The sequence below is a fragment of the Pyrinomonas sp. genome (assembly GCF_040289685.1).
In the GTDB taxonomy this organism is placed as follows: domain Bacteria; phylum Acidobacteriota; class Blastocatellia; order Pyrinomonadales; family Pyrinomonadaceae; genus Pyrinomonas.
The window spans coordinates 1-19,991 of record NZ_PSLQ01000037.1; the positions used below are offsets into that span (position 1 = coordinate 1).

Genomic DNA, 19,991 nt, shown 5'->3' on the forward strand with positions numbered 1-19,991 from the left:
CCGCCGGTCTAGAAATCCGCGCCATACTGATCAGGGCGATCAAGAGCGGTCAGCAGAAGCCGACAAAGCGCACGCCAAACAGATCAGGGCGAAAAAAAGCGGCCAGCAGAAGCCGACAGGCTCGAAGCGCGCGACGAACCGGGGCGGTCGCAAGATGAAAGACGAACTGCCAGTTGCGCTGACCATCGCCGGACTCGACCCTTCCGGCGGCGCTGGCATCATCGCCGACATCAAGACCTTCACGGCCTTCAGTTGTTTCGCCACCGCTGCTGTCACCTCGCTCACCTTTCAGAACACGACCGGAGTGCTCGGCGCGGCGCATCAAACGCCGGAAACGGTGCGCGATCAGATCCTTCCGGTCATCGAAGATTTCCGCGTCGCTGGAGTCAAAACCGGCATGCTCCCGACGCGCGAGGTCATCGCCGAAGTCGCTCGCTTGTTCCGCGAGACCTCTTTGCCTGCGCCGGTGGTCGATCCGGTGGTCCGGTCAACGTCCGGGTACGACCTCATCGACGAGGAAGCGCTCGAAGCGCTCAAAATAGAGTTGCTGCCGTTGGCTCAGGTCGTCACGCCCAATATCCCCGAAGCCGAACGCATCACGGGTCTGCGGATCACAGACGAAGAGGAGATGCGCCGCGCGGCACGCATTATACGCGAGCTCGGGCCGCGCGCAGTGCTCATCAAAGGCGGCCACCTGACCGATGAAGCGCGCGATCTTCTAGACGATGGCAAGCAAGTACGCGTTTACAGTGCGCCGCGGATTGAGACCAGAGCGACGCATGGGACAGGCTGCACGCTCTCGGCAGCGATCGCCGCGTGTCTCGCTCACGGATTGAGCTTGCACGAAGCGGTCACCAGAGCGAAAGATTTCGTCACCGAAGCCATCCGCCATGCGCCTTTGATCGGACACGGGTTCCATCCCGTTAATCCGGCCTATTCTATCCGGTATCGGTGGGACGAAATGAATGAAAGCGAACCGCAGTGATCTTCGGCAGCAGCGATTTGAACGCAGGGCGAACGCTCCGACAAACGGATCGCTCATCTCAGGCGAAGATCATCGGACGACACGCGCCACCTTAAAGCCGCCAGCAAGCAGATCGGCTTCTTGTTGAACTGGACCACGCCCACTTTTCTCTGCGAAGCCCTGCTCCTTGTTGTCTCTAACGAGCTTAATAACCAACAGCCGGTCCATCACTCAAGCGCGGGTCGGTCGCGCCGAGAAGCACGCCCGTCTTCTCCTCGCGCATGATCCCTTCGGCATCGCCCATGTAGCGCGGGCGCATCGTCAATCTATGCCCGCGCGCTTCGAGCGCGCGCTTGGTATCTTCCGACAGCCCGTAAGGCTCGTAAATGAGTTCATCCGGCAACCATTGATGATGGATGCGTGGCGCGTCAATCGCCTGTTGAACGTTCATCCCGTGATCTATGATGTTGACGATCACTTGAAGCACGGTGTTGATGATCGTCGGACCGCCCGGCGAGCCGACGGTGAAATAGAAAGAGCCGTCGGGACGAAGGACGATCGTCGGCGTCATCGCCGATAAAGGCCTCTTTTTCGGCGCGATGGCGTTCCTTTCACCTTGAATCAAGCCGAACATATTCGGCACGCCGGGCTTGGCCGCGAAATCGTCCATCTCGTTGTTGAGCAATACGCCCGTCCCCTTGGCGATGACGCCCGAGCCATAGCTCCCGTTCAACGTGTATGTATTGGCGACGACGTTTCCCTCGCGATCGACCACGGTGAAGTGGGTAGTCTCTTCAGCCTCCGCGCCGACTGGGTTTCCGGCCTTCACCTCGGCGCTTGTCGAGGCCCGTTCGAGATTGATCGTCGCGCGCAATTTCGCCGCGTAAGATTTATCGATCAAACCGGCGACCGGCACGTTGACGAAATCCGCATCGCCCATATGCTCGGCGCGATCAGCGAAGGCGCGGCGCATTGCCTCCGCCATCACGTGGTACTTTTCCGACGATGCCCACCCCATACGACCGAGATCGAAGCCTTCGAGGATGTTGAGCATTTCGATGAGCACCACTCCGCCCGATGATGGCGGCGGCATCGAGATGATCTTGTATCCGCGATATGTCGAGCTGACGGGCGCGCGCTCTTTCGCCACGTAACCACGCAGATCTTCAAGTGTGATCGTGCCGTTGTGACGTTTCATGTCTTCAGCGATCAAGCGCGCCGTTTCGCCTTCGTAGAATTCACGCGGTCCATTGCGTTGCAAACGCGTCAAAGTCGCCGCCAGATCTGGCTGTCGGATGATCTCGCCCTCTTCGTAGAATTTTCCGTCGCGCAGAAAGATGCGCCGGCTGTCTTCGTACCGGCCCAGCAGATCGACGCTCGCGCGCAAACTACGAGCCAATCTATCATCGACCGTAAAACCTTCTACGGCCAATCGGCGCGCCGGCTCGATGAGGTCGGCCCAAGTGAAACGACCCGAGCCGTATTTTTGCAGCGCGAGAGCCATGCCGGCGACCGTTCCCGGCACGCCCGAAGCTCTGTAACCGACGAGCGAAGAGCCTTCACCTTGGATCAAGTTCCCGTTCCGGTCCAGATACATGTCGCGCGAGGCCGCAAGCGGTGCCATCTCGCGGTAGTCTATCGCCGTCGTGCGCCCATCTTTCAAGCGGATCAACATGAAGCCGCCGCCGCCCAGATTGCCCGCGGCGGGCCACGTGACAGCGAGCGCGAACGCCACCGCGATGGCCGCATCCACAGCGTTCCCGCCACGCCTTAAGACCTCTACGCCGACTTCCGAAGCGATCCGACTCGTCGAAGCGACCATGCCGTTTCGCGCGCGCACGGGCGGACGCGATGCAGCACCCACTGCGGTCACGCCACCGCTCGCCAGCAACAGCACCAAAAGGATCGCCAGCTTCTTCTGCCAATCTCTTCTCATACCGGTCCAGTTGAAGCGATCAGGAGAGATCGAGTTTTCGAGCGCCGCACTCATCACACGACCGTTATCGAGCGGCAAGCGACGAAAACCACTCGGTAGCCCCGTTATCACCATCACTTCATAGCGCGACCATCAAAGCGGCGAGCAAAGCTCCGCGGCGCGCCACATCTGCAATCAGAACGTGTTCGTGATCCGAATGGGCGCCGTCGCCAGCGACGCCGAGTCCATCGAGCACGGTCGCGCCGACGGCGGCGGCGAAATTGCCATCTGAAGCTCCGCCAACGCTCGCCTCGCAAAGCTCCCAATCGAAAAGCGACGCTATCCGTCGCGCGCGTTCGTACAGAGCGGCGACGGCGGGCGTGCGTTCCAGCGGCGGTCGATTGATGCCGCCCGAGAGGTGGAGGCGCGTGCGCGCATCGAAAGGTTTCAGCTCGCGCAACGCGCGTTCGACTCGTTCCGCTTCCGCTCGCGTACTGAAGCGCACGTCTATTTCGGCGCGCGCATGAGCCGCGACGACGTTCACCTGCGTTCCGCCGCACACGACGCCGACGTTGATCGTGGTCCCCTTCTCGGGTGCGGCCAGTTCGTAGATCCGTTCTATTTGACGCGCCAGTTCGAGCACAGCGCTCGCGCCTTTCTCTGGCTCCAACCCGGCGTGCGCCGCCCGACCTTCAACTTCGAGGCAGAAGATACCGGTCCCTTTGCGCGCCGTCTTCACGCACCCGCCCGGCGCCGATGGTTCCAGAACGAGCACGTGCGAAGCTCGTCGAGCTTCCGTCTCGACGATGGCGCGTCCGTCGTCGCTACCCGACTCTTCGTCACAAGTCAACAACGTAACGATGGGCCGCGGAAGAGCGAGTTTCAAATCCGCGCAAGCGCGCATCGCCATGAGCGCGAGCGCGCAATTGATCTTCATGTCGAAGACGCCCGGCCCATAGATCCGCCCATCCGCTTCGCGCCACGGCTGCAGATGGATCGTCCCGCGCGGATAGACGGTGTCGGTGTGGCCCAGCAAGAGCGTCGGCTTTGCAGCACTACGCTCTTCGCCGAAGACGATGCGCAAATGCTCGCCGCACTCTCCAGCCCTACGCCGCTCGATTGTGGACACGCCCGCTGTTTTCCGCGCTTCTTGAACCAAGATCTCGACCACAGCGCAACTTCCTTCCACATCCCTCGACGGCGATTCGGTTTCAACCAATCGGCGCGTTAGCGAAAGCGTTTCCGCAAGCTGCTCTTCCATGTAAGCGCCGAGCCTTCGCGCTGTCGTTCGATCTATCTCCATGATCCTATGCTTCTTCGATTCTCGCTCCTATCTGCCCTGACGACCGCCGTTTATCCCTCGGCGCGCAGGATCGCGCGGCGCACGGTCAGCCGCTCGATGCGCGAACGTTTGATCTCGTAGCCGATGCCCGGATCATCACGCACAACGATCGTCCCGCAACTCGTCACTTCAACGGGTGGATCGATGATGTCTTCTTCCCAGTAGCGTTCACTTGCCGAAACGTCGCCGGGGAGAGTGAAACCTTCAAGCGTCGCCATCGCGATGTTGTGCGCACGTCCAATGCCCGATTCCAACATCCCGCCGCACCAGACGGGCACGTTGCCTTCGCGACACGCCTGCTCCACCTTCTTCGCCTCAGCGTGACCGCCGACTCTGCCGAGCTTGAGGTTGATGATGCGACAGGCACCGAGTTCGATCGCCTTGCGCGCATCTTCGCTTGAACGGATCGACTCATCGAGACATATAGGGGTTTCGATCTGCGCTTGGAGGCGCGCGTGATCGAACATATCGTCGTAGGCGAGTGGCTGTTCGATCATCATCAAACGATGCTGGTCCAGTGCGCGAAGCAGCGGCGCATCCGCGAGCGTGTAAGCCGAATTGGCATCGACCATCAGTCGAATGTCGGGGAAGCGTTCGCGCAAGCGTGCGACCGTCTCGACGTCCCAGCCCGGCTTGATCTTGATCTTGATCCGTTGATAACCAGCGGCGAGTTCTTCCTCCACCTTGGCGAAGAGATCTTCGATGCGCTCCTGAATTCCGATCGACACGCCACACGGAATTTCACGCCGCACGCCGCCGAGATGACGCCAAAGAGGCACGCCCAGTCTCTTCGCTTCGAGATCCCAACAGGCGGTCTCGATCGCCGCTTTCGCCATGCGATGGCCGCGCACGCGCTTCATGAGAGCGCAGACCTGCGCTGCGGACTCGACTTCACGCCCTAAGACCATCGGCGCGAGGAATTGCTCGATGACGCTCCACGCCCCATCGATCCATTCCTCCGAGTAGAAGGGCCCTTCGCCCGCCGTGCATTCGCCCCAACCTTCGGCCCCATCGGCTTCACAAGCGCGCACGAGCATGATGCGCCGTTGAGTTGTCCGACCGAAACTGGTTTCGAAGAAATGGACGAGCGGTAGACGTATTTCGCGTAACTCGATCGAATCTATCTTCACTTTTGACACCGCGTCGAGAAAAGTCGCGCACGAGCGGAAAAGACGATCAAGAAGAGCTGAGTTTACTAGGTAAAGAAGAGAATTTGCAAACACCAACGCTCGAGCGCCCCTCAGAATCCCCAACTGCGATGAGCAGCTTTGCTGCACCCGCTGTGAATAGTAAAGCCCCGTTCCTCATCACGGCTTTCAACGTTTGTGCTGGAACGTGGGCTGAGATCGGCAGCTTGAAGCAAGGATGCCCGTTTAGTCCCGACGGCTTGCAACGTTCACGCCGAAATGTGGGCTGAAGAGATGTCCGGGCCGATCTCTTCGGTGCTGGCGGCATCGCGCCCTTCAAGCGCCGCGCGCATGGTGTGCCACGGGAGCGTCGCGCATTTGACGCGCACCGGATAGTCGCGTACTCCGGCGAAGATCTTCAGTTTGCCTAGGTCGTTCGGTTCCCTCTCTTCATCGAGTTCGCCCATCACCATCCGATGGAACTGATCGAAGAGCCGCTCGGCTTCGTCCCGCGTCTTATCCTTCAGAGCCTGCGTCATCATGCTCGCGGCAGCTTTCGATATGGCGCATCCCGAACCGACGAAGCTGACCTCTTTGATCACCCCTTCTTCGAGCCGAAGATAGACGGTCACCTGATCGCCGCAAAGCGGATTGAACCCTTCGGCCCGCGCCGTCGCTCGCTCCATTTCATAAAAGTTGCGCGGCTTGCGGTTATGATCGAGAATCACCTGCTGATATAGCTCGCCAAGCTCAGACATTGATAACCCTCAACAACTCGGCTCCATCAAGACCGACGGCAGACGCGCCCCTTAAAAAGCGTCTGCGAGAACCGTCGCCTTGGCTCAGCGACGAAGCGTTTTCAGCCAAGGATCACGGCGTTCGCCGGTTCGATGAAGCACTGCTTTCAGTTGAAAACTTCAATCACCTTCTCGATGGCCGCAGCCAACCGGTCCACCTCTTCCTTCGTGTTGTAGAAGGCGAAAGACGCACGAGCCGTGGCCGGGATCTTGAAATGCTGCATGACCGGCTGCGCGCAGTGATGGCCGGCGCGAATCGCTATTCCCTCTTGATCGAGGATCGTCCCGATATCGTGCGGATGGACGTTCTCGACCGTAAACGAGACGACGCTCGCTTTCTCGCGCGCCGTGCCGATGATCCGTACCCCGTCGATGCGCGACAAGCGTTGCGTCGCGTAACGCAGCAGCTCCTGCTCGTAGGCGTAAGCCGCCGCGCGATCGATCGAATTCAAGTAATCGATGGCCGCGCCCAACCCGATTTGCGAAGCGATAGCCGGCGTGCCCGCTTCGAACTTATTCGGCAATCCGGCGTAGATCGTCCGCTCGAAAGTCACCGAACGGATCATATCGCCGCCGCCCATGAACGGGTTCATTCGTTCGAGCAGCTCCGCCCTGCCGTAAAGCACGCCGCTCCCCGTCGGGCCGAACATCTTGTGGCCGGAGATCGCGTAGAAATCGCAATCCAAGTCTTGCACGTCGATCGTCAGATGGGGCGCCGCTTGCGCGCCGTCAACAAGCACGGGGATGCCACGCGCGTGCGCGATTCGGATGATCTCTTTGACGGGATTGATCGTGCCGAGCGCGTTTGAGACGTGCGTGACGGCGACGATCTTGGTCCGCTCGTTCAACAGCGCTTCGTATTCGTCGAGCAGCAGTTCGCCCGCATCGTTCATCGGGATGACGCGAAGACGCGCGCCCTTCTCTTCGCAGAGCATCTGCCACGGGACGATGTTGGCATGATGCTCCATCTCGGAGACGACCACCTCATCGCCCGGCCCGACGAACTTGCGCCCGTAGCCGTGCATCACCAGATTGATCCCCTCTGTGCACCCGCGCACGAAGATGCACTCGCGCGCTTCGCGGGCGTTGATGAAGCGCCGCACCTTCTCGCGTGCGCCTTCATAAGCCGACGTCGCGCGCTGGCTCAAATAGTGGACGCCGCGATGGATGTTCGAGTGCTCTTCGCGCAGGTATCGCGTGCCGCGCTCGATCACAAGCTGCGGCACTTGCGACGATGCGGCGTTGTCGAGATAGGCGAGCGGTTTGCCGTTGATCGTCTGCTGCAAAACGGGGAAGTCCCGTCGTATGCGCTCGACATCCCAAACTTTCGGCTCGCTGCCGACGTGCAAATCTTTTTCAGCGGCGATCATCTCTTCCCTTCCTGCGAGCTTCGATCCCCCATTCAGTTTTCGCCAAGCGCTCACCCTCGAAGCGGTGAATGGGCTTGAACATTTCCGTCGGATTTTTTGCCGACTCGTTTCGCGCTTCCTTGCCAGATCCGCTCTTCTTCACCTCACATCGAGCGCCGTCGCCTGAAGGCGGTTCAAGATCACCTCGTTCAACTGCTCGCGAATCGAATCGACGGCGATCTTCTCGACCACCTCCTCGGCGAAACCGTAAGTCAGAAGGTTGCGCGCCTTTTCAAACGACAGCCCGCGCGTTCGCAAGTAGAAAAGTTCTTCCTCTTCGAGCTGCCCGACGGTTGCGCCGTGCGAGCACTTGACGTCATCGGCGAAGATCTCAAGTTGCGGTTTGGTGTCAACGCGCGCTTCGTTCGACAGCATCAGGTTACGGTTCGTCTGATAGGCATCCGTCTGCTGCGCTTCGCGGTGGACGTAGATCCGCCCGTTGAAGACGCCACGCGAGCGCCCGTCGAGAATGCCCTTGTAAAGCTGGAAGCTCGTGCAGCGCGGCGCGCGGTGCTCGATCAACGAATGCGTGTCGGCGTGCTGCCCCGTATCGACCATGTAGAGGCCATCGACGCGACATTCGCCGCCTTCCGCGGTCAAGATCGCGGCGATGTTGTGACGCGCAAGCTGCGCGCCTAAGGTAACGGTGGTCGAATGGTAACGTGCGGCGCGCTTGAGCGCGACCCAAGTCGTCGCCACGTGGAAACTCTCCAGGCCTTCTTCCTGTACCTTGTAATGCTCTAGGTGCGCGTTCTCGTCGACGTAGATCTCCACGACGGCGTCGGTGAAATACTTTTGATCCGCCGCTCCGACGTAGCGCTCGATCAGCGTCGCCTCGCTCTCGCGCTCGGCGACGACGAGCACGCGCGGGAAAGCCATCACCGGTCCGCCATCGGAGATGAATAGAAGCTGAATCGGCGCTTCGACGCGCACGCCCTTCGCCAGATGGATGAAAGCGCCGCTCAAACCGACGAAGACCGTGTTGAGCGCAGCGAAGTGCTGCTTATCGAACGCCGCGCCGCGCGCCAAACGTTCGCGGATCAACGCCTGGTGACTGCTCTGCAACGCCTCTTCAAAATCGAGCGCGATCGCTCCTTGCGGAAGCGCGGCGAGCGACGAAAGCTCCGGGCGGAAACGCCCGTTGACGAAGACCAGCGCGCTCTGCTGCGCCTCCGAATAGAGGCGCGACTTCCATCGCTGGCCTGCCTCTGCGGCCCCATCCGTTGTCCACGCCGGGACGAAACGCGCTTTGGCGATGGGCGCGACGTTCGTGTAACGCCACTCTTCGAGCGTCGGCGCGGGGAAACCGAGCTGCGCGAACCTTTCGCGCGCTTCGGCGCGCAAGCGATCGAGCCAGACAGGTGTGTGATTCGCCGCTTGCTGACGCAGTTGTTCGTAAGCTTCGAGATAAAGGGTCGTCTCTTTCGCCTCGGTTGCCTGTGTCATCATCGTCTTTAAGCGCTTGCTGTCACTCCTGCTTCGGATTTGATCCAATCGTACCCCTTCTCTTCCAGCTCCAACGCGAGATCTTTGCCGCCCGAACGGACGATGCGCCCGCGATAAAGGACGTGAACGTAATCGGGGATGATGTAGTTCAAGATCCGCTGGTAGTGCGTGACGAGGATGATGGCGTTGTCGGGACGGCGCAGCTTATTGACGCCGTCGGCGACGATGCGCAGCGCGTCGATGTCGAGACCGGAGTCAGTCTCGTCGAGAATGGCCAGCTTCGGTTCTAGCACGGCCATCTGCAATATCTCGTTACGCTTCTTTTCCCCGCCCGAAAAACCTTCGTTGACCGAACGCGACATGAAGCTCAAATCCATATCGACGAGCTTGGCGCGTTCAGCGAGCAGCTCTTTGAATTCGAGCGGATCGAGCTCTTCCAGCCCGTGATGCTTGCGCTTCTCGTTGTAAGCGAGGCGAAGCAGTTGCGCGTTCGACACGCCCGGCACCTCGACCGGATACTGGAAGGCCATGAAGATGCCCTCGCGCGCACGCTCATCCGGGTCCATTTCGAGCAGGTTCTTCCCCTCGTAGATGACCTCGCCTTCAGTCACTTCGTAGGCCGGATGGCCCGCGAGCACTTTGGCGAGCGTCGATTTTCCAGAACCGTTCGGCCCCATGATGGCGTGCACTTCGCCAGCGTTCACCTGCAAATCGATGCCACGCAAGATCTCTTGATCGTCGATCGTGGCATGTAAATTCCGGATCTCCAACACGGCTTTATCGCTCCTTCGAATCGAATTGAATCCTCATCCGCAACGCGGCACGCGGGCGGCGAATTCCTCAGTTGACCCGGCGCCTTCGATCAACCGACGCTGCCTTCGAGCTTGATGCCAAGTAGCCGCTGCGCTTCGACGGCGAACTCCATCGGCAGCTCGCGGAAGACCTCTTTGCAAAAACCGTTGATGATCAGACTGACGGCATCCTCTTGCGATAGCCCTCGCTGCTGCAAGTAGAAGAGCTGCTCCTCGGAGATGCGCGAGGTGGTCGCTTCGTGCTCGGCGCGCGAACTGTTGTTCATCACTTCGATGTATGGGAAGGTGTTCGCGCTGCACTCGGAACCGATGAGCATCGAGTCGCACTGCGTGAAGTTGCGCGCGTTCTCCGCCTTGGGCAAGATTTTGACGAGCCCGCGGTAGCTGTTCGAGGACTTGCCAGCGGCGATGCCCTTCGAGACGATGGTCGAGCGCGTGTTTCGCCCGATGTGGATCATCTTCGTGCCGGTATCGGCCTGTTGACGATGGTTGGTCAACGCGACCGAGTAGAACTCGCCGATGGAGTTATCGCCCATTAGGATGACGGACGGATACTTCCACGTGATGGCGGAACCAGTTTCGACCTGCGTCCACGAGATCTTCGAATTGCGCCCCAAGCACTTGCCGCGCTTGGTCACGAAGTTATAGATACCGCCGCGCCCCTCTTCATCGCCAGCGTACCAGTTCTGCACGGTCGAGTACTTGATTTCGGCATCGTCCAACGCGACGAGCTCGACGACCGCCGCGTGAAGCTGATTGCGGTCATACATCGGTGCCGTGCAATTGTGCACGGCGATGCCGCGCACGAGATAGCTGTGCGTTTCGTCAACGTCGATGTTGAAGACAAGATCATCGTACGGCTCGCGCACGATCTCGCGGATCGGAACGATGAAGTAGGTCTCGGTCTCGTGCACTGAGTTCAGCTTCTTCTCCGCAGCGTAACCGACTTGGTAAAGCGGCTGGTGGTTGGTCATGCGCTCGCTCCGGTTCGCGGACTTCGTCTCTGCGCCCGGATGCACCTGAATCCACGCGTGCATATCGAGTTTATTGAGGAGCATCTGCAACTGCCGCGCGAGCGTTTCCGACCCGGTGCAGAAACGAACCGTGCGCGCATCGCCACGATCGTGCGCGTTGCCGTCACCCGCCAGATAAGCGTCGAGCAGGATCTTCGTCTGGCGCGGCGAAAGGGCCATCAACTCTTCGCTCAAGCTCTTTGCACAGGTCCCCTGGCCGCAGTGACGCGCGAACCAATCGGCCATCTCTTGCGAATAAAAGACGACGCTCGCCCCGTCGCGGTCGGGCTGTTCGACGACGTAGGCGCGTCTTCCAGCGACACGCTCGACCAGCGTGCGCACGCGCTCGACCAGCGACTTTTCGTGTAGGCCGAACGAGAACTGATTCGCGTGCTGCTTGTTGGCCTGATTGTAGTTGGTACTCCCTTCGGCCAAATAGTACCCAAGCAGCTCCAGCTCTTCGTCGGTGAAAGCGGATGAATCAGGTCGCGCGAGCTTCGGAACAAGCACGAAATCTCCCTCTTCGAGTTCACCCGCCGGAATCCAACGCGGCTCTGCCCCCATCAGCTTGCGCGCATCGGCTTCGGGCAACCAGCTCTGCTGCGGCGCGCGCGCCGTCTTGACCTCTTCTCGCTTGATCGCCAAAACTGGATGCTCCGGCGTGAGACGGAATTCGTTGTAGCGCGAAGCGGGCCGAATCGTGATCATCTCGCCCTTGTGATGGCGCGTCATCGCCGCGCGCACCCGACGCAACTTACCCTCATGATCGTAGACCATGTCGCCCGGCTTGATGCTCTCGATGTTGGCCCACCCGCGAGCCGTCAAGACCTGCTCTCCAGCCGGCAAACACCCCTCAAGATACGAGACGTACGCGCCCTCTTCGGCGACGATGAGCGTGCGTTCGAACTGGCCCGATTCGGCGTTGTTGATGCGGAAGTAGGTCGAAAGCTCCATCGGACAGCGCACGCCCTTCGGGATGTAGCAGAAGGACCCGTCGGAGAAGACCGCGCTGTTCAAGGCCGCATAGAAGTTGTCGTTCGGCGGCACGACCGATCCCAAATACTTGCGCACGAGGTCGGGATGCTCGCGGATCGCTTCCGACATCGAACAGAAGATGATGCCCATCTTCCTCAGCTTCTCCTTATAGGTCGTCGCCACCGAAACCGAATCGAAGACGGCATCGACAGCGACGCCAGCCAACATCTTCTGCTCGTGAAGCGGGATGCCGAGCTTCTCGAACGTGCGCAAAAGCTCCGGATCAACCTCATCGAGGCTCTTCTTCTTGGGTCGCTGCTTGGGCGCGCTGTAATAGACGATGCTCTGAAAATCTATCTCAGGATAGGTGATGTTGGGCCAATGGCGCGGCTCGCGCATGGTCACCCAGTGGCGATATGCCTTCAAGCGGAATTCGAGCATCCAGTCCGGTTCACCCTTCCGCTCGGAGATCATGCGAATGATCTCTTCGTTCAAGCCGCGTGGAAACTCTTCGTACTCGATCTCGGTGACAAAGCCGTACTTGTACTCGCGATTGGCAAGCAGTTCGATGTTCGAGCTCATGATCCTTTCCTTCGACCTCGGTTTGTTCCAAATCTCACGTGCACCGGCGCGCGAAAGCTCACGCGCTTCGTTGTTCTTCTGTGCGCGCGCGCCCTTGAATCCGGTGGAGCGCCGCGCCGACGCTTTTTTCGGGCCCGACGAGCTGCGCCAGCGTGATTTCTGAAAGCGCTCGCTCGACGATCTCATGCAGACTGATGATCACGGGCCGAATGCCGCAATCGCCCGTATGAATGCAAGCATCGAGCGTGCCCGTGTAGCTGCGACAATGATTCTCAAGCCCGTCTTTGTCCAAAACTTTAATGATCTCGCTCAGACGTATCTCCGCAGCCGGGCGCGCCAACATGTATCCGCCCTTGGTTCCACGAATCGAGCGGACCAAACCGGCCTTGTTCAAAATCCAGAGGAGCTTGCCCGCGTGCGCCACCGTAATCCCTTCGCGCTCGGCGATTTGCGCGAGCGTCAAGTATTGACCGGGCACGAGTCGCGCCAGTTGCAGAAGGCATCGCAGCCCGTACTCCTCTTGAGCCGAAACCTTCATCGCTTTTGGGAACCTTTCGCGCGGACAAATGGATTCTAGGCTAAACCTTACTTTTTTGTCAAGATTCGCCGGCCTCGCGCGGAAAAAAGCGAGGGCGAATCCTCAATTTTTCTCGCCCTCTTCTTCTTCGCCAAGGTTCGCCCGCGTCCCAAAGGCCAAAAAGGCCTGTCGGTTTCGCGCGAAAAGGCGACCATTTGCATAGGCGTTGGGACGCGCAGCAACGCGAGTCGAAGCAGGTCATTCAGCGTGCGCTGCGCGCTGGTCGGCACCGACGGCGGAGCGTTCTTCCTTCCAGCCGCGTTGTGGGTCGCGCCAGTTGTCGAGCAGCGCCACCTTATGAACGCAGGAGACGGTGCAGTAGGGCGCGCACCATTTCTCCGTGTGGTATTCGCGCCGCAAGTCCTCTTTCGTGTACTGTTCGAGCGGGACGCCTGGCACGCCGCGTTGCTGCGAGCAGTAATGAACCAGCCCATCCTCGCAGATGTACAGGTAGCGTGCGCCAGCTCGACAACGCCACTGATTGGGACGCCCCGCCGCAAGGTTCTCTTGAAACCAACCGAGCCGCGCGTATTCGGCCTTGTTCAGCCTTTTGACCTCGTCATAGACGCGCCGTTCGCGCTCGTTGAGCGGCTTGAGGCAACCGGACCCATCGTGGATGATGCCGATGGTGCTCGTAAAACCGAGTTCGATGGCGCGGCGGGCGATCACCAGCGCGTCTTCCGGGTTGCGTATGCCGCCGCCGACCACAGAGTTGATGTTGACGTGAAAATCGGCGAGCGCGGCAAGGTTTTGCAAGCGTTTATCAAGAAGGCGCAGGCTTTTTTTCGAGACTTCGTCCGGCTCGACGTTGTCGATGCTGATCTGCAGGTACTGCAAGCCGGCTTGGTTGAGCTTTTTGATCCGTTCGGGCGTCATGTAGAAACCGTTGGAGATCAACCCGGCGATCATGTGGCGGCGCCGTATATGAGCGATGATCTCGTAGATTTCGGGGTGCATCATCGGCTCACCGCCCGAGATGGTGACGATCGAGGTGCCGAGATCGGCCAGCTTATCAAGCCGTCGCCGCATAACCTCCAACGGCACAGGTTGCGAAACGTGATCGAACTCATTGCAGTAAGCGCAAGCGAGGTTGCAGCGGCGCATTGGGATGATGTGCGCCAACACAGGATGGCGCGTTGAGAGCAAGGCGCGGGCGAGAAAAAGCCCCTCACGAACTTTGAGCTTGAGAAACGTCGTCTTCCTCATCTGTGGATGCAAGCGATCGCTTGACCGCCCAAAACATAAAAGATCGCGTCTGCAAGAAGCAAGCGGCGCGCCGCTGACGACCGATATGATGAGGGGTTCCGAAGTCGCTCTTTCGGAACCCCTCATCAGTTATAGTTCGATCTGCGCCACGGGCGCGTCAACTTTGAACCTTCTTCACGTCGGATCCCAACTGCAAGCGAAACTCGTCGGGCGAAATGGAAACGTTGCGCTGAAGGTTGGTCAGGCGCACGGTGGTCGCATCGTCGTTCTTCTCGACGACCTTGACCTGAACGGGCATGCCCGATTCATCCACCCAAATCTCGGCATGCTTGAAACTAGCTCGTCCTTTTGGAACGAGTTTCAGGTGTGTGGTTCGCACGCCGCCCCAAAGTGTCTCTTCGCCCAAGTATTCAGGGGTTTGAAAACGGCTTTCGATCTCGCGCCGCGAGACGTTGAAACCGAAGCCGAGCACGTCGGAGACTTTGCTTCGGCTCGACCTGGCGTTGCCGACGTAGGCCATGTTCAGGCGCGGGCGAAAGAGCGTGTACTTGCCATCGTTGACGACGAGGATCTCGTTCTGCGGGCTTCGCCAATCAACGCGCACGCGCGCGTTGCGTCCGGAACCGGGCAGATAGAGGACTGTTCCCGTGTAGCGGTCTACGTCGCGAATTTGCGAGTTGTAGCGCTCCATGCTGATCGCCGCGCGCAACGAACGTAGGCTCTGCCGGTTGCGCTCCATGCGATTGAGAATGGCGCTGACCAACCCAGCACTCTGCCCGTGGGCGAGCACAGGGGAGAAGAACGACGCTGCCAGCGAAAGCGCCACCAGCGACCAAACCGAGCGTCTCATAACCCCTATCACTCCAACCTCCCTTGATGCGATTTTTCGCCCGAAGCGAAACGAGCGATTATAGCCTGCGGTCAACGTATGTCAACCTCGTAGGCCACCGTTCTCCCTAGCGAATCGCGTGCCGGAGCGACCGCCACCACTGCGAGATCGGGGCGCCCAGTGACAAGCCGTAACCGTCGCTCCAGTTCGCGCCCATTCGGCTCCGCCCCATCCGTGAGCACGATGATGCGCGCCGTGTCGGTTCGATGCTTGCGTTGTAACCCCGGTTCGCCGCGTTCGAACCAGCTTTTGGGCGTGAGAAAGACGAAGGCGAGGATCAACAAACACAATAGGTCGTACTGCCAAGTCGTCCGCCCGTAGGACCAGAAGAAAATCCTTTTGATCGTCTCCCACAGGGTCTTCATCGCCGCTTTAGACCTTCAAACTCTCCACCGGTTCAACGATTCGACCATCGCGCATGTGAATGATGCGGCGGCACATCGCGGCGGCCTCTGGGTTATGCGTGATCATGATGATGGTCTGGTTGAAACGGTAATTCAACTCCTGGAACATATTGAGCACGATGGCCGAATTCTCCGAGTCGAGGTTGCCAGTCGGCTCATCAGCGAGCACGATGGCTGGGCGCGTGATGACGGCACGCGCTAGAGCGACGCGCTGCTGCTCACCGCCGGAGAGCTCCGCTGGCTTGTGGTGCATCTTGTCTTCGAGGCGCAGTAGCCGTAGGATTTCGCGGCGCCGTTCGGGATCGTCGGTGCCGTTGCGCGCGTGAATGCGTTCGGCCAAGCGTAGGTTCCCTTCAGCCGTCAGCGTCGGGAAGAGGTTGAAGCGCTGGAAGACGAATCCGATCTTGCGCCGTCGAATCTCGGTTCGTCGGGCATCGGAAGCTGCCGTCAGGTCTTCGCCGTCGATGATGATGCGTCCGCGCGTCGGCGTCAGCAGACCGCCGAGCAAGTGAAGCAGCGTCGATTTGCCGCACCCGGATGGTCCCATGACGGCGACGAAATCGCCCTCTTCGACCTCGAACGAAACGCCGCGCAGCGCGTGCACGTCGACCTTGCCGACGCGGTAGACCTTCTCCAAATTTTCCGCCTTCAGAATCGTCTTCATCTAGAGTGTTCAGCTATGGGTCATTCGTAAGCGAGCGCATCGACTGGATCGAGCTTGGCGGCGCGCACTGCTGGGTACAAGGCCCCCACCGCTCCGCCGACGATGCCGATCAAAAGGGCCGTCGCGATCCATCCCGGGCTGAATTCAAAGAACAGTCCGTAGATTTTGCTCACCATGTTGCCGACCACCAACGCCGTCGCCAGTCCGAGCGCCGAGCCGACCGCACCGATCAACAAAGCTTCCTTTTCGATCTCGCCGATGATGAAGGCGCGTGACGCGCCAAGCGATTTTAGGATGCCGATCTCGCGCGTTCGTTCCGTGATCGTCGTGTACATAGCGAGCATGACGACGAGCGCGCTCACCACTGCGCCCAAACCGACCAGCACGCGCAAGAAGATGGGTAACAACGGGATGCTTCGCTCGATGTTCGTGAAGACTTCGCGCGTGAGCTGAATCTTATTGCCGGGCAAAGCCTCGTCAATGCGCCGGGCGACGGCCAGCGGGTCCTCGCCTTGACGACACTTGATCAGGATGTACGTGCACTTACCGGGCGATTCGAGCACTTCCTGCATGGCGGCGAGCGACAGCTTGACGCGCGCGCCCGATTCTGGCCGATAGATGCCGACCACGCGGTACGGCCTGTTGCCGAAAAGCTGGATCGTGCCGCCCACTTGCAACCGGCGCTCGCGCGCTTTGACCTCGTCGATGACCACTTCATCGTTGGCCGTCGGCGCGCGTCCGGCGACCAACTCCATGCCGTTCAACGTCGCGTAATCTCGCCAATCGACCCCTTCGCCCTGCTCGAAACCAAAGCCGCGCCCGTCTTGATAAATGTATCGGATCACGGGAAGCGCTTGCTCGACGCCGGGCACGCTTTTGAGCGCTTCGACGTACTTCGTACTCAGATTGGCCGTCGAACTGGTCAACTGCATTGAGCCGGGGCGCGTGAAGATCAATTCAGCGCGGATGTTCGACGAGCGGCGTTCGAGATCGTTCGACATCCCGCGCGAGAGCCCCGTAAAGAGCAGGACGAGGCTGACGCCGAGCGCTACGCCGACCATAGAGATCAGCGTGCGGACCGGACGCTGTTTGATGTTGGCGACAACTAGGCTCGTGTTCGACATCGCGTCTTCTAGCGAAACCGGCTCTCCGACGGTGCACGCAGGGCACAGTTAAACATACCCTCAAACGAGAGCAAATCACAAGTCGTCGCGAGGTCTTCAAGGCCGTCAGCGTTTGACCGCTGGCGCGCTCTGATCGCGGGCATCGAGATCGACTTCCGGCAACTGCCACTTGTTCTGCAAGACGAAGAGCATCGGGTCGTACTGCCGATCGAGCACCACCGCTTCGGGCGCTTGATAGACGACCTCGATCGAATACCGATCCTGCGGGCGCGTCAGTTGAATGCGCGACGGAAGCACGTATCGCCCTTGTTCGCCGAAGGGCTTGGGGTCACGATAACGGACGTCGGTGACGATCTGCCCGCGCCCATCGAACGTTTGCATACGCGCCAGGCGCAATGCGCCGTAACGATCAAACCAGAACCGACGCACGACGCGCGCGCGTCCGGCTTCTTGTGATTCGAGTTCGTCGAGGATGTAGTAGCCGCGCACGACGCGGGCATTCTTTTTGGCTCCGGGGCGCGGATCGGGTTCATCCTCGAAGGCTTCGCTGCGCGCGTAAAGCAGGCTCGTGCCCGGTTGGATGGGCCGGATCAGCAAAGCATCAGTGAAATGCTGCGGGCGCAGTCCCGACAGCGCGCTCACCGTCCGCTTGACGTTCATCTCATCGTCGCGCTTGCCGTTCTCCGCACAGTTTTGCGGCATGCCATTGATTTTCAGCCGTTCGTATTCAGCGGCGTTCGTCCCCTTGACGAAGCGGCGGTAGCGCTCATCGCCCTGCAGCACGGCGACGCGAAATCGTTCGCCGTCGCTGGTCATCTCGGCGACGCTTGTCCCGATAAACGGCGCTTGAATCGCCAAGTAGATTTTGCCCGGTCTTTCCAGTATGACCGTGCCGTCGGCGGTGCGGTACTTTTCGGCGACGCCGCATTCGGCAAACGAAGTATCGAGGAACTGGATGTCGATCTTGCCGCGCAAAGACTGAACCGCCGCTAGCTTGTTCACTTCAGCGATCAACAGTTCCGTTTCGCCCTCGATGAGCGGCGTCAGAAGCGGCGCAACCGGCACTCGCCGCTTGACGCCGGGCAAGTTGCCGCAACCACTCGCGCTGAGCAAACAAAACGAAAAGACGCAAATAAAAAGGAGGCGTGCACGCGAAGATTGAATGAGATTGAACATCACCTAAACGATGAAAAAATTCTCTTTCGCAACCCGCAGGCTATAGGATAATGCGAGGAGAGCGAATCGGCAAACTACGAAAGCGCGCGCCCTTTGTCAACACGGCAACCGCCCGTCAGCTCTTTTTCGCAGCAGAGGAGTTTACGCGCTGCTCCTGCTGCTTGCAGTAGAAAGGCTTACGTGCTGCTCCTGCTGCCCTTACTAGCCTCGTCCCAAGCAGCAGATCGGAAAGGCGTTTGCCAAGGTCGCGATCGCTTTCTGGCTTCTATCCAAGGAACGTTCCGTCGGGTGGGTCAATGCGAACCGTGCTCATCCATCCGCGCCTTTTATCTGGGCGTTCTGGTTCAACAAAAGCTACTAATCGTTCGCATGGAGCGAACTGCTCGTTGACCGCAAGCGTTCTGGCTCAAATTAGAAGTAGTCTCATGGCTCATCCTAGGGCACCGCCTTGAGTTCATCAAGCCTGCGCCGTCCGAAAGGGTTTCGCCCAACAGGCGCGGTTGCAACTGCCATGCTCAGGCTTTTGAGGATCGCGGCTTGACATCCCTTTTGCGGCTTGGTTATCCTACCAGTTCGCGTTTTAGACGCCTCTTCCCGAGAGATTGATCTTATGTCAACACATTTTCCAAGCGGATTAGGATTGGCAGAAAAGCGCCGGTGGTACGTGATCGATGCGACAGGACAGCCCGTCGGGCGCCTCGCTACGCGCGTTGCACGCATCTTGATGGGCAAGAACAAGCCTGAGTGGACGCCGTTCCTCGACATGGGCGATCACGTCATCGTCATCAACGCGCGGCACGCCATCTTCAAAGGCGGCAAAGCGACTCAAAAGGTCTATCGGTATCATACGCTCTGGCCCGGCGGACTGCGCGAAATCAACGTGCAAGAGATGTTCGCGAAGCACCCAGAGCGAGTCATCGAGTGGGCTGTTCAAGGCATGTTGCCGAAAACCAAGCTCGGGCGCACAATGGCGCGCAAACTGAAGGTCTACGCCGAGGCCGAGCATCCGCACGCAGCGCAACGTCCGGAACCGCTCGACTTAAGCCGTGTACCCTAAAGCTTGCGCCTTCAAGGCGAAAGATTTCCGAGTAGAGTGACCGAAGATTCTTTAGGTGAGAGAAGATCGTGACTGAGATCCAATATTACGGAACAGGACGAAGAAAGACATCAACGGCGCGCGTTTACCTGCGCCCTGGCACTGGCAAGATCATCGTCAATCGCCGCAGTCTCGAGGAGTACTTTCCGACCGAGACTCTGCGTACTACGGTCCGGCAACCGCTGCTGTTAACTGAAACCGTCGGGAAGTTCGACATCTACGCCAACGTCGCGGGCGGCGGGCTATCGGGACAAGCCGGGGCTGTGCGACACGGCATCACGCGGGCGCTGCTGGAGTTCAACGCCGACCTGCGCCCGACGTTGAAACAAGCCGGACTCGTGCGACGCGACCCGCGCATCAAGGAGCGAAAGAAATACGGGCAGAAGGGGGCGCGTAAACGCTTCCAGTTCTCCAAGCGATGAGATTTCTCCAGGCAAGAGCGATGAACGAAACGAGTTCATCGCTCTTTGCTT

18 protein-coding genes are annotated in these 19,991 nt (G+C 59.6%); 3 read left to right on the forward strand and 15 right to left on the reverse strand.

Annotated elements, in window-relative coordinates; all coding sequences use genetic code 11:
• Window positions 1-154 precede the first annotated feature (154 nt).
• Window positions 155-985, forward strand: coding sequence for a bifunctional hydroxymethylpyrimidine kinase/phosphomethylpyrimidine kinase (gene thiD / locus C4334_RS09190; RefSeq protein WP_352431790.1), 831 nt, complete (start codon window positions 155-157; stop codon window positions 983-985).
• A 184-nt stretch (window positions 986-1,169) separates the two neighbouring features.
• On the opposite strand, the gene ggt is transcribed toward thiD, so the two are convergent.
• The 15 genes from ggt to C4334_RS09265 all read right to left on the reverse strand — a co-directional run bounded on the left by ggt (window position 1,170) and on the right by C4334_RS09265 (window position 18,332).
• Entirely contained in the window at window positions 1,170-2,900 is a 1,731-nt protein-coding gene (ggt, locus tag C4334_RS09195) for a gamma-glutamyltransferase (protein ID WP_502943431.1), read from the reverse strand.
• 118 nt (window positions 2,901-3,018) lie between these two features.
• Complete coding sequence (locus tag C4334_RS09200; RefSeq protein WP_352431792.1) at window positions 3,019-4,182, reverse strand: M20 family metallopeptidase; 1,164 nt, start codon at window positions 4,180-4,182, stop codon at window positions 3,019-3,021.
• A gap of 50 nt (window positions 4,183-4,232) precedes the next feature.
• Window positions 4,233-5,351, reverse strand: a complete 1,119-nt coding sequence (gene menC / locus C4334_RS09205; protein ID WP_352431793.1) for an o-succinylbenzoate synthase — start codon at window positions 5,349-5,351, stop codon at window positions 4,233-4,235.
• Between the two features lie 266 nt (window positions 5,352-5,617).
• The gene (sufU, locus tag C4334_RS09210; protein ID WP_352431794.1) at window positions 5,618-6,106 is read right to left on the reverse strand and encodes a Fe-S cluster assembly sulfur transfer protein SufU; all 489 of its coding nucleotides are present in this window, start codon (window positions 6,104-6,106) and stop codon (window positions 5,618-5,620) included.
• Between the two features lie 146 nt (window positions 6,107-6,252).
• Window positions 6,253-7,515: a SufS family cysteine desulfurase gene (locus C4334_RS09215; RefSeq protein ID WP_352431795.1), complete on the reverse strand. Its 1,263-nt coding sequence runs from the start codon at window positions 7,513-7,515 to the stop codon at window positions 6,253-6,255.
• Between the two features lie 138 nt (window positions 7,516-7,653).
• Window positions 7,654-9,003, reverse strand: coding sequence for a Fe-S cluster assembly protein SufD (gene sufD / locus C4334_RS09220; protein ID WP_352431796.1), 1,350 nt, complete (start codon window positions 9,001-9,003; stop codon window positions 7,654-7,656).
• 5 nt (window positions 9,004-9,008) lie between these two features.
• Entirely contained in the window at window positions 9,009-9,773 is a 765-nt protein-coding gene (gene sufC / locus C4334_RS09225) for a Fe-S cluster assembly ATPase SufC (protein ID WP_352431797.1), read from the reverse strand.
• A gap of 89 nt (window positions 9,774-9,862) precedes the next feature.
• Window positions 9,863-12,382 (reverse strand): SufD family Fe-S cluster assembly protein, encoded by a 2,520-nt coding sequence (locus C4334_RS09230; RefSeq protein WP_352431798.1) that lies wholly within the window; start codon window positions 12,380-12,382, stop codon window positions 9,863-9,865.
• Between the two features lie 58 nt (window positions 12,383-12,440).
• Window positions 12,441-12,920, reverse strand: coding sequence for an RrF2 family transcriptional regulator (locus C4334_RS09235; RefSeq protein ID WP_352431799.1), 480 nt, complete (start codon window positions 12,918-12,920; stop codon window positions 12,441-12,443).
• Window positions 12,921-13,157: 237 nt separating this feature from the next.
• On the reverse strand, window positions 13,158-14,165 hold the full coding sequence (locus tag C4334_RS09240) for a radical SAM protein (protein WP_352431800.1): 1,008 nt from the start codon (window positions 14,163-14,165) through the stop codon (window positions 13,158-13,160).
• Window positions 14,166-14,322: 157 nt separating this feature from the next.
• Window positions 14,323-15,015, reverse strand: a complete 693-nt coding sequence (locus C4334_RS09245; protein WP_352431801.1) for a LolA family protein — start codon at window positions 15,013-15,015, stop codon at window positions 14,323-14,325.
• A 71-nt stretch (window positions 15,016-15,086) separates the two neighbouring features.
• Entirely contained in the window at window positions 15,087-15,419 is a 333-nt protein-coding gene (locus C4334_RS09250) for a hypothetical protein (RefSeq protein WP_352431802.1), read from the reverse strand.
• Window positions 15,420-15,426: 7 nt separating this feature from the next.
• Window positions 15,427-16,122, reverse strand: coding sequence for an ABC transporter ATP-binding protein (locus tag C4334_RS09255; protein WP_352431803.1), 696 nt, complete (start codon window positions 16,120-16,122; stop codon window positions 15,427-15,429).
• Window positions 16,123-16,142: 20 nt separating this feature from the next.
• Window positions 16,143-17,246, reverse strand: a complete 1,104-nt coding sequence (locus C4334_RS09260; protein WP_352431804.1) for an ABC transporter permease — start codon at window positions 17,244-17,246, stop codon at window positions 16,143-16,145.
• Between the two features lie 105 nt (window positions 17,247-17,351).
• Window positions 17,352-18,332: a hypothetical protein gene (locus C4334_RS09265; RefSeq protein WP_352431805.1), complete on the reverse strand. Its 981-nt coding sequence runs from the start codon at window positions 18,330-18,332 to the stop codon at window positions 17,352-17,354.
• A gap of 700 nt (window positions 18,333-19,032) precedes the next feature.
• Between C4334_RS09265 and rplM the strand changes: the two genes are divergently transcribed.
• A complete protein-coding gene (gene rplM, locus C4334_RS09270) occupies window positions 19,033-19,479 on the forward strand; it encodes a 50S ribosomal protein L13 (protein ID WP_352431806.1) in 447 nt (148 codons plus the stop codon).
• 68 nt (window positions 19,480-19,547) lie between these two features.
• A complete protein-coding gene (gene rpsI / locus C4334_RS09275; RefSeq protein WP_352431807.1) occupies window positions 19,548-19,940 on the forward strand; it encodes a 30S ribosomal protein S9 in 393 nt (130 codons plus the stop codon).
• The last annotated feature ends 51 nt before the right edge of the window (window positions 19,941-19,991 follow it).

Bases quoted from the DNA above. Each gene is read 5' to 3' on its own strand.
- C4334_RS09230 (WP_352431798.1), bottom strand. From the start codon at position 12,382: ATGAGCTCGAACATCGAACTGCTTGCCAATCGCGAGTACAAGTACGGC.
- C4334_RS09255 (WP_352431803.1), bottom strand. From the start codon at position 16,122: ATGAAGACGATTCTGAAGGCGGAAAATTTGGAGAAGGTCTACCGCGTC.
- C4334_RS09235 (WP_352431799.1), bottom strand. From the start codon at position 12,920: ATGAAGGTTTCGGCTCAAGAGGAGTACGGGCTGCGATGCCTTCTGCAA.
- C4334_RS09215 (WP_352431795.1), bottom strand. From the start codon at position 7,515: ATGATCGCCGCTGAAAAAGATTTGCACGTCGGCAGCGAGCCGAAAGTT.
- sufU (WP_352431794.1), bottom strand. From the start codon at position 6,106: ATGTCTGAGCTTGGCGAGCTATATCAGCAGGTGATTCTCGATCATAAC.
- C4334_RS09260 (WP_352431804.1), bottom strand. From the start codon at position 17,246: ATGTCGAACACGAGCCTAGTTGTCGCCAACATCAAACAGCGTCCGGTC.
- C4334_RS09245 (WP_352431801.1), bottom strand. From the start codon at position 15,015: ATGAGACGCTCGGTTTGGTCGCTGGTGGCGCTTTCGCTGGCAGCGTCG.
- rplM (WP_352431806.1), top strand. From the start codon at position 19,033: ATGTCAACACATTTTCCAAGCGGATTAGGATTGGCAGAAAAGCGCCGG.
- ggt (WP_502943431.1), bottom strand. From the start codon at position 2,900: ATGAGAAGAGATTGGCAGAAGAAGCTGGCGATCCTTTTGGTGCTGTTG.
- C4334_RS09200 (WP_352431792.1), bottom strand. From the start codon at position 4,182: ATGGAGATAGATCGAACGACAGCGCGAAGGCTCGGCGCTTACATGGAA.
- C4334_RS09250 (WP_352431802.1), bottom strand. From the start codon at position 15,419: ATGAAGACCCTGTGGGAGACGATCAAAAGGATTTTCTTCTGGTCCTAC.
- sufD (WP_352431796.1), bottom strand. From the start codon at position 9,003: ATGATGACACAGGCAACCGAGGCGAAAGAGACGACCCTTTATCTCGAA.
- thiD (WP_352431790.1), top strand. From the start codon at position 155: ATGAAAGACGAACTGCCAGTTGCGCTGACCATCGCCGGACTCGACCCT.
- C4334_RS09240 (WP_352431800.1), bottom strand. From the start codon at position 14,165: ATGAGGAAGACGACGTTTCTCAAGCTCAAAGTTCGTGAGGGGCTTTTT.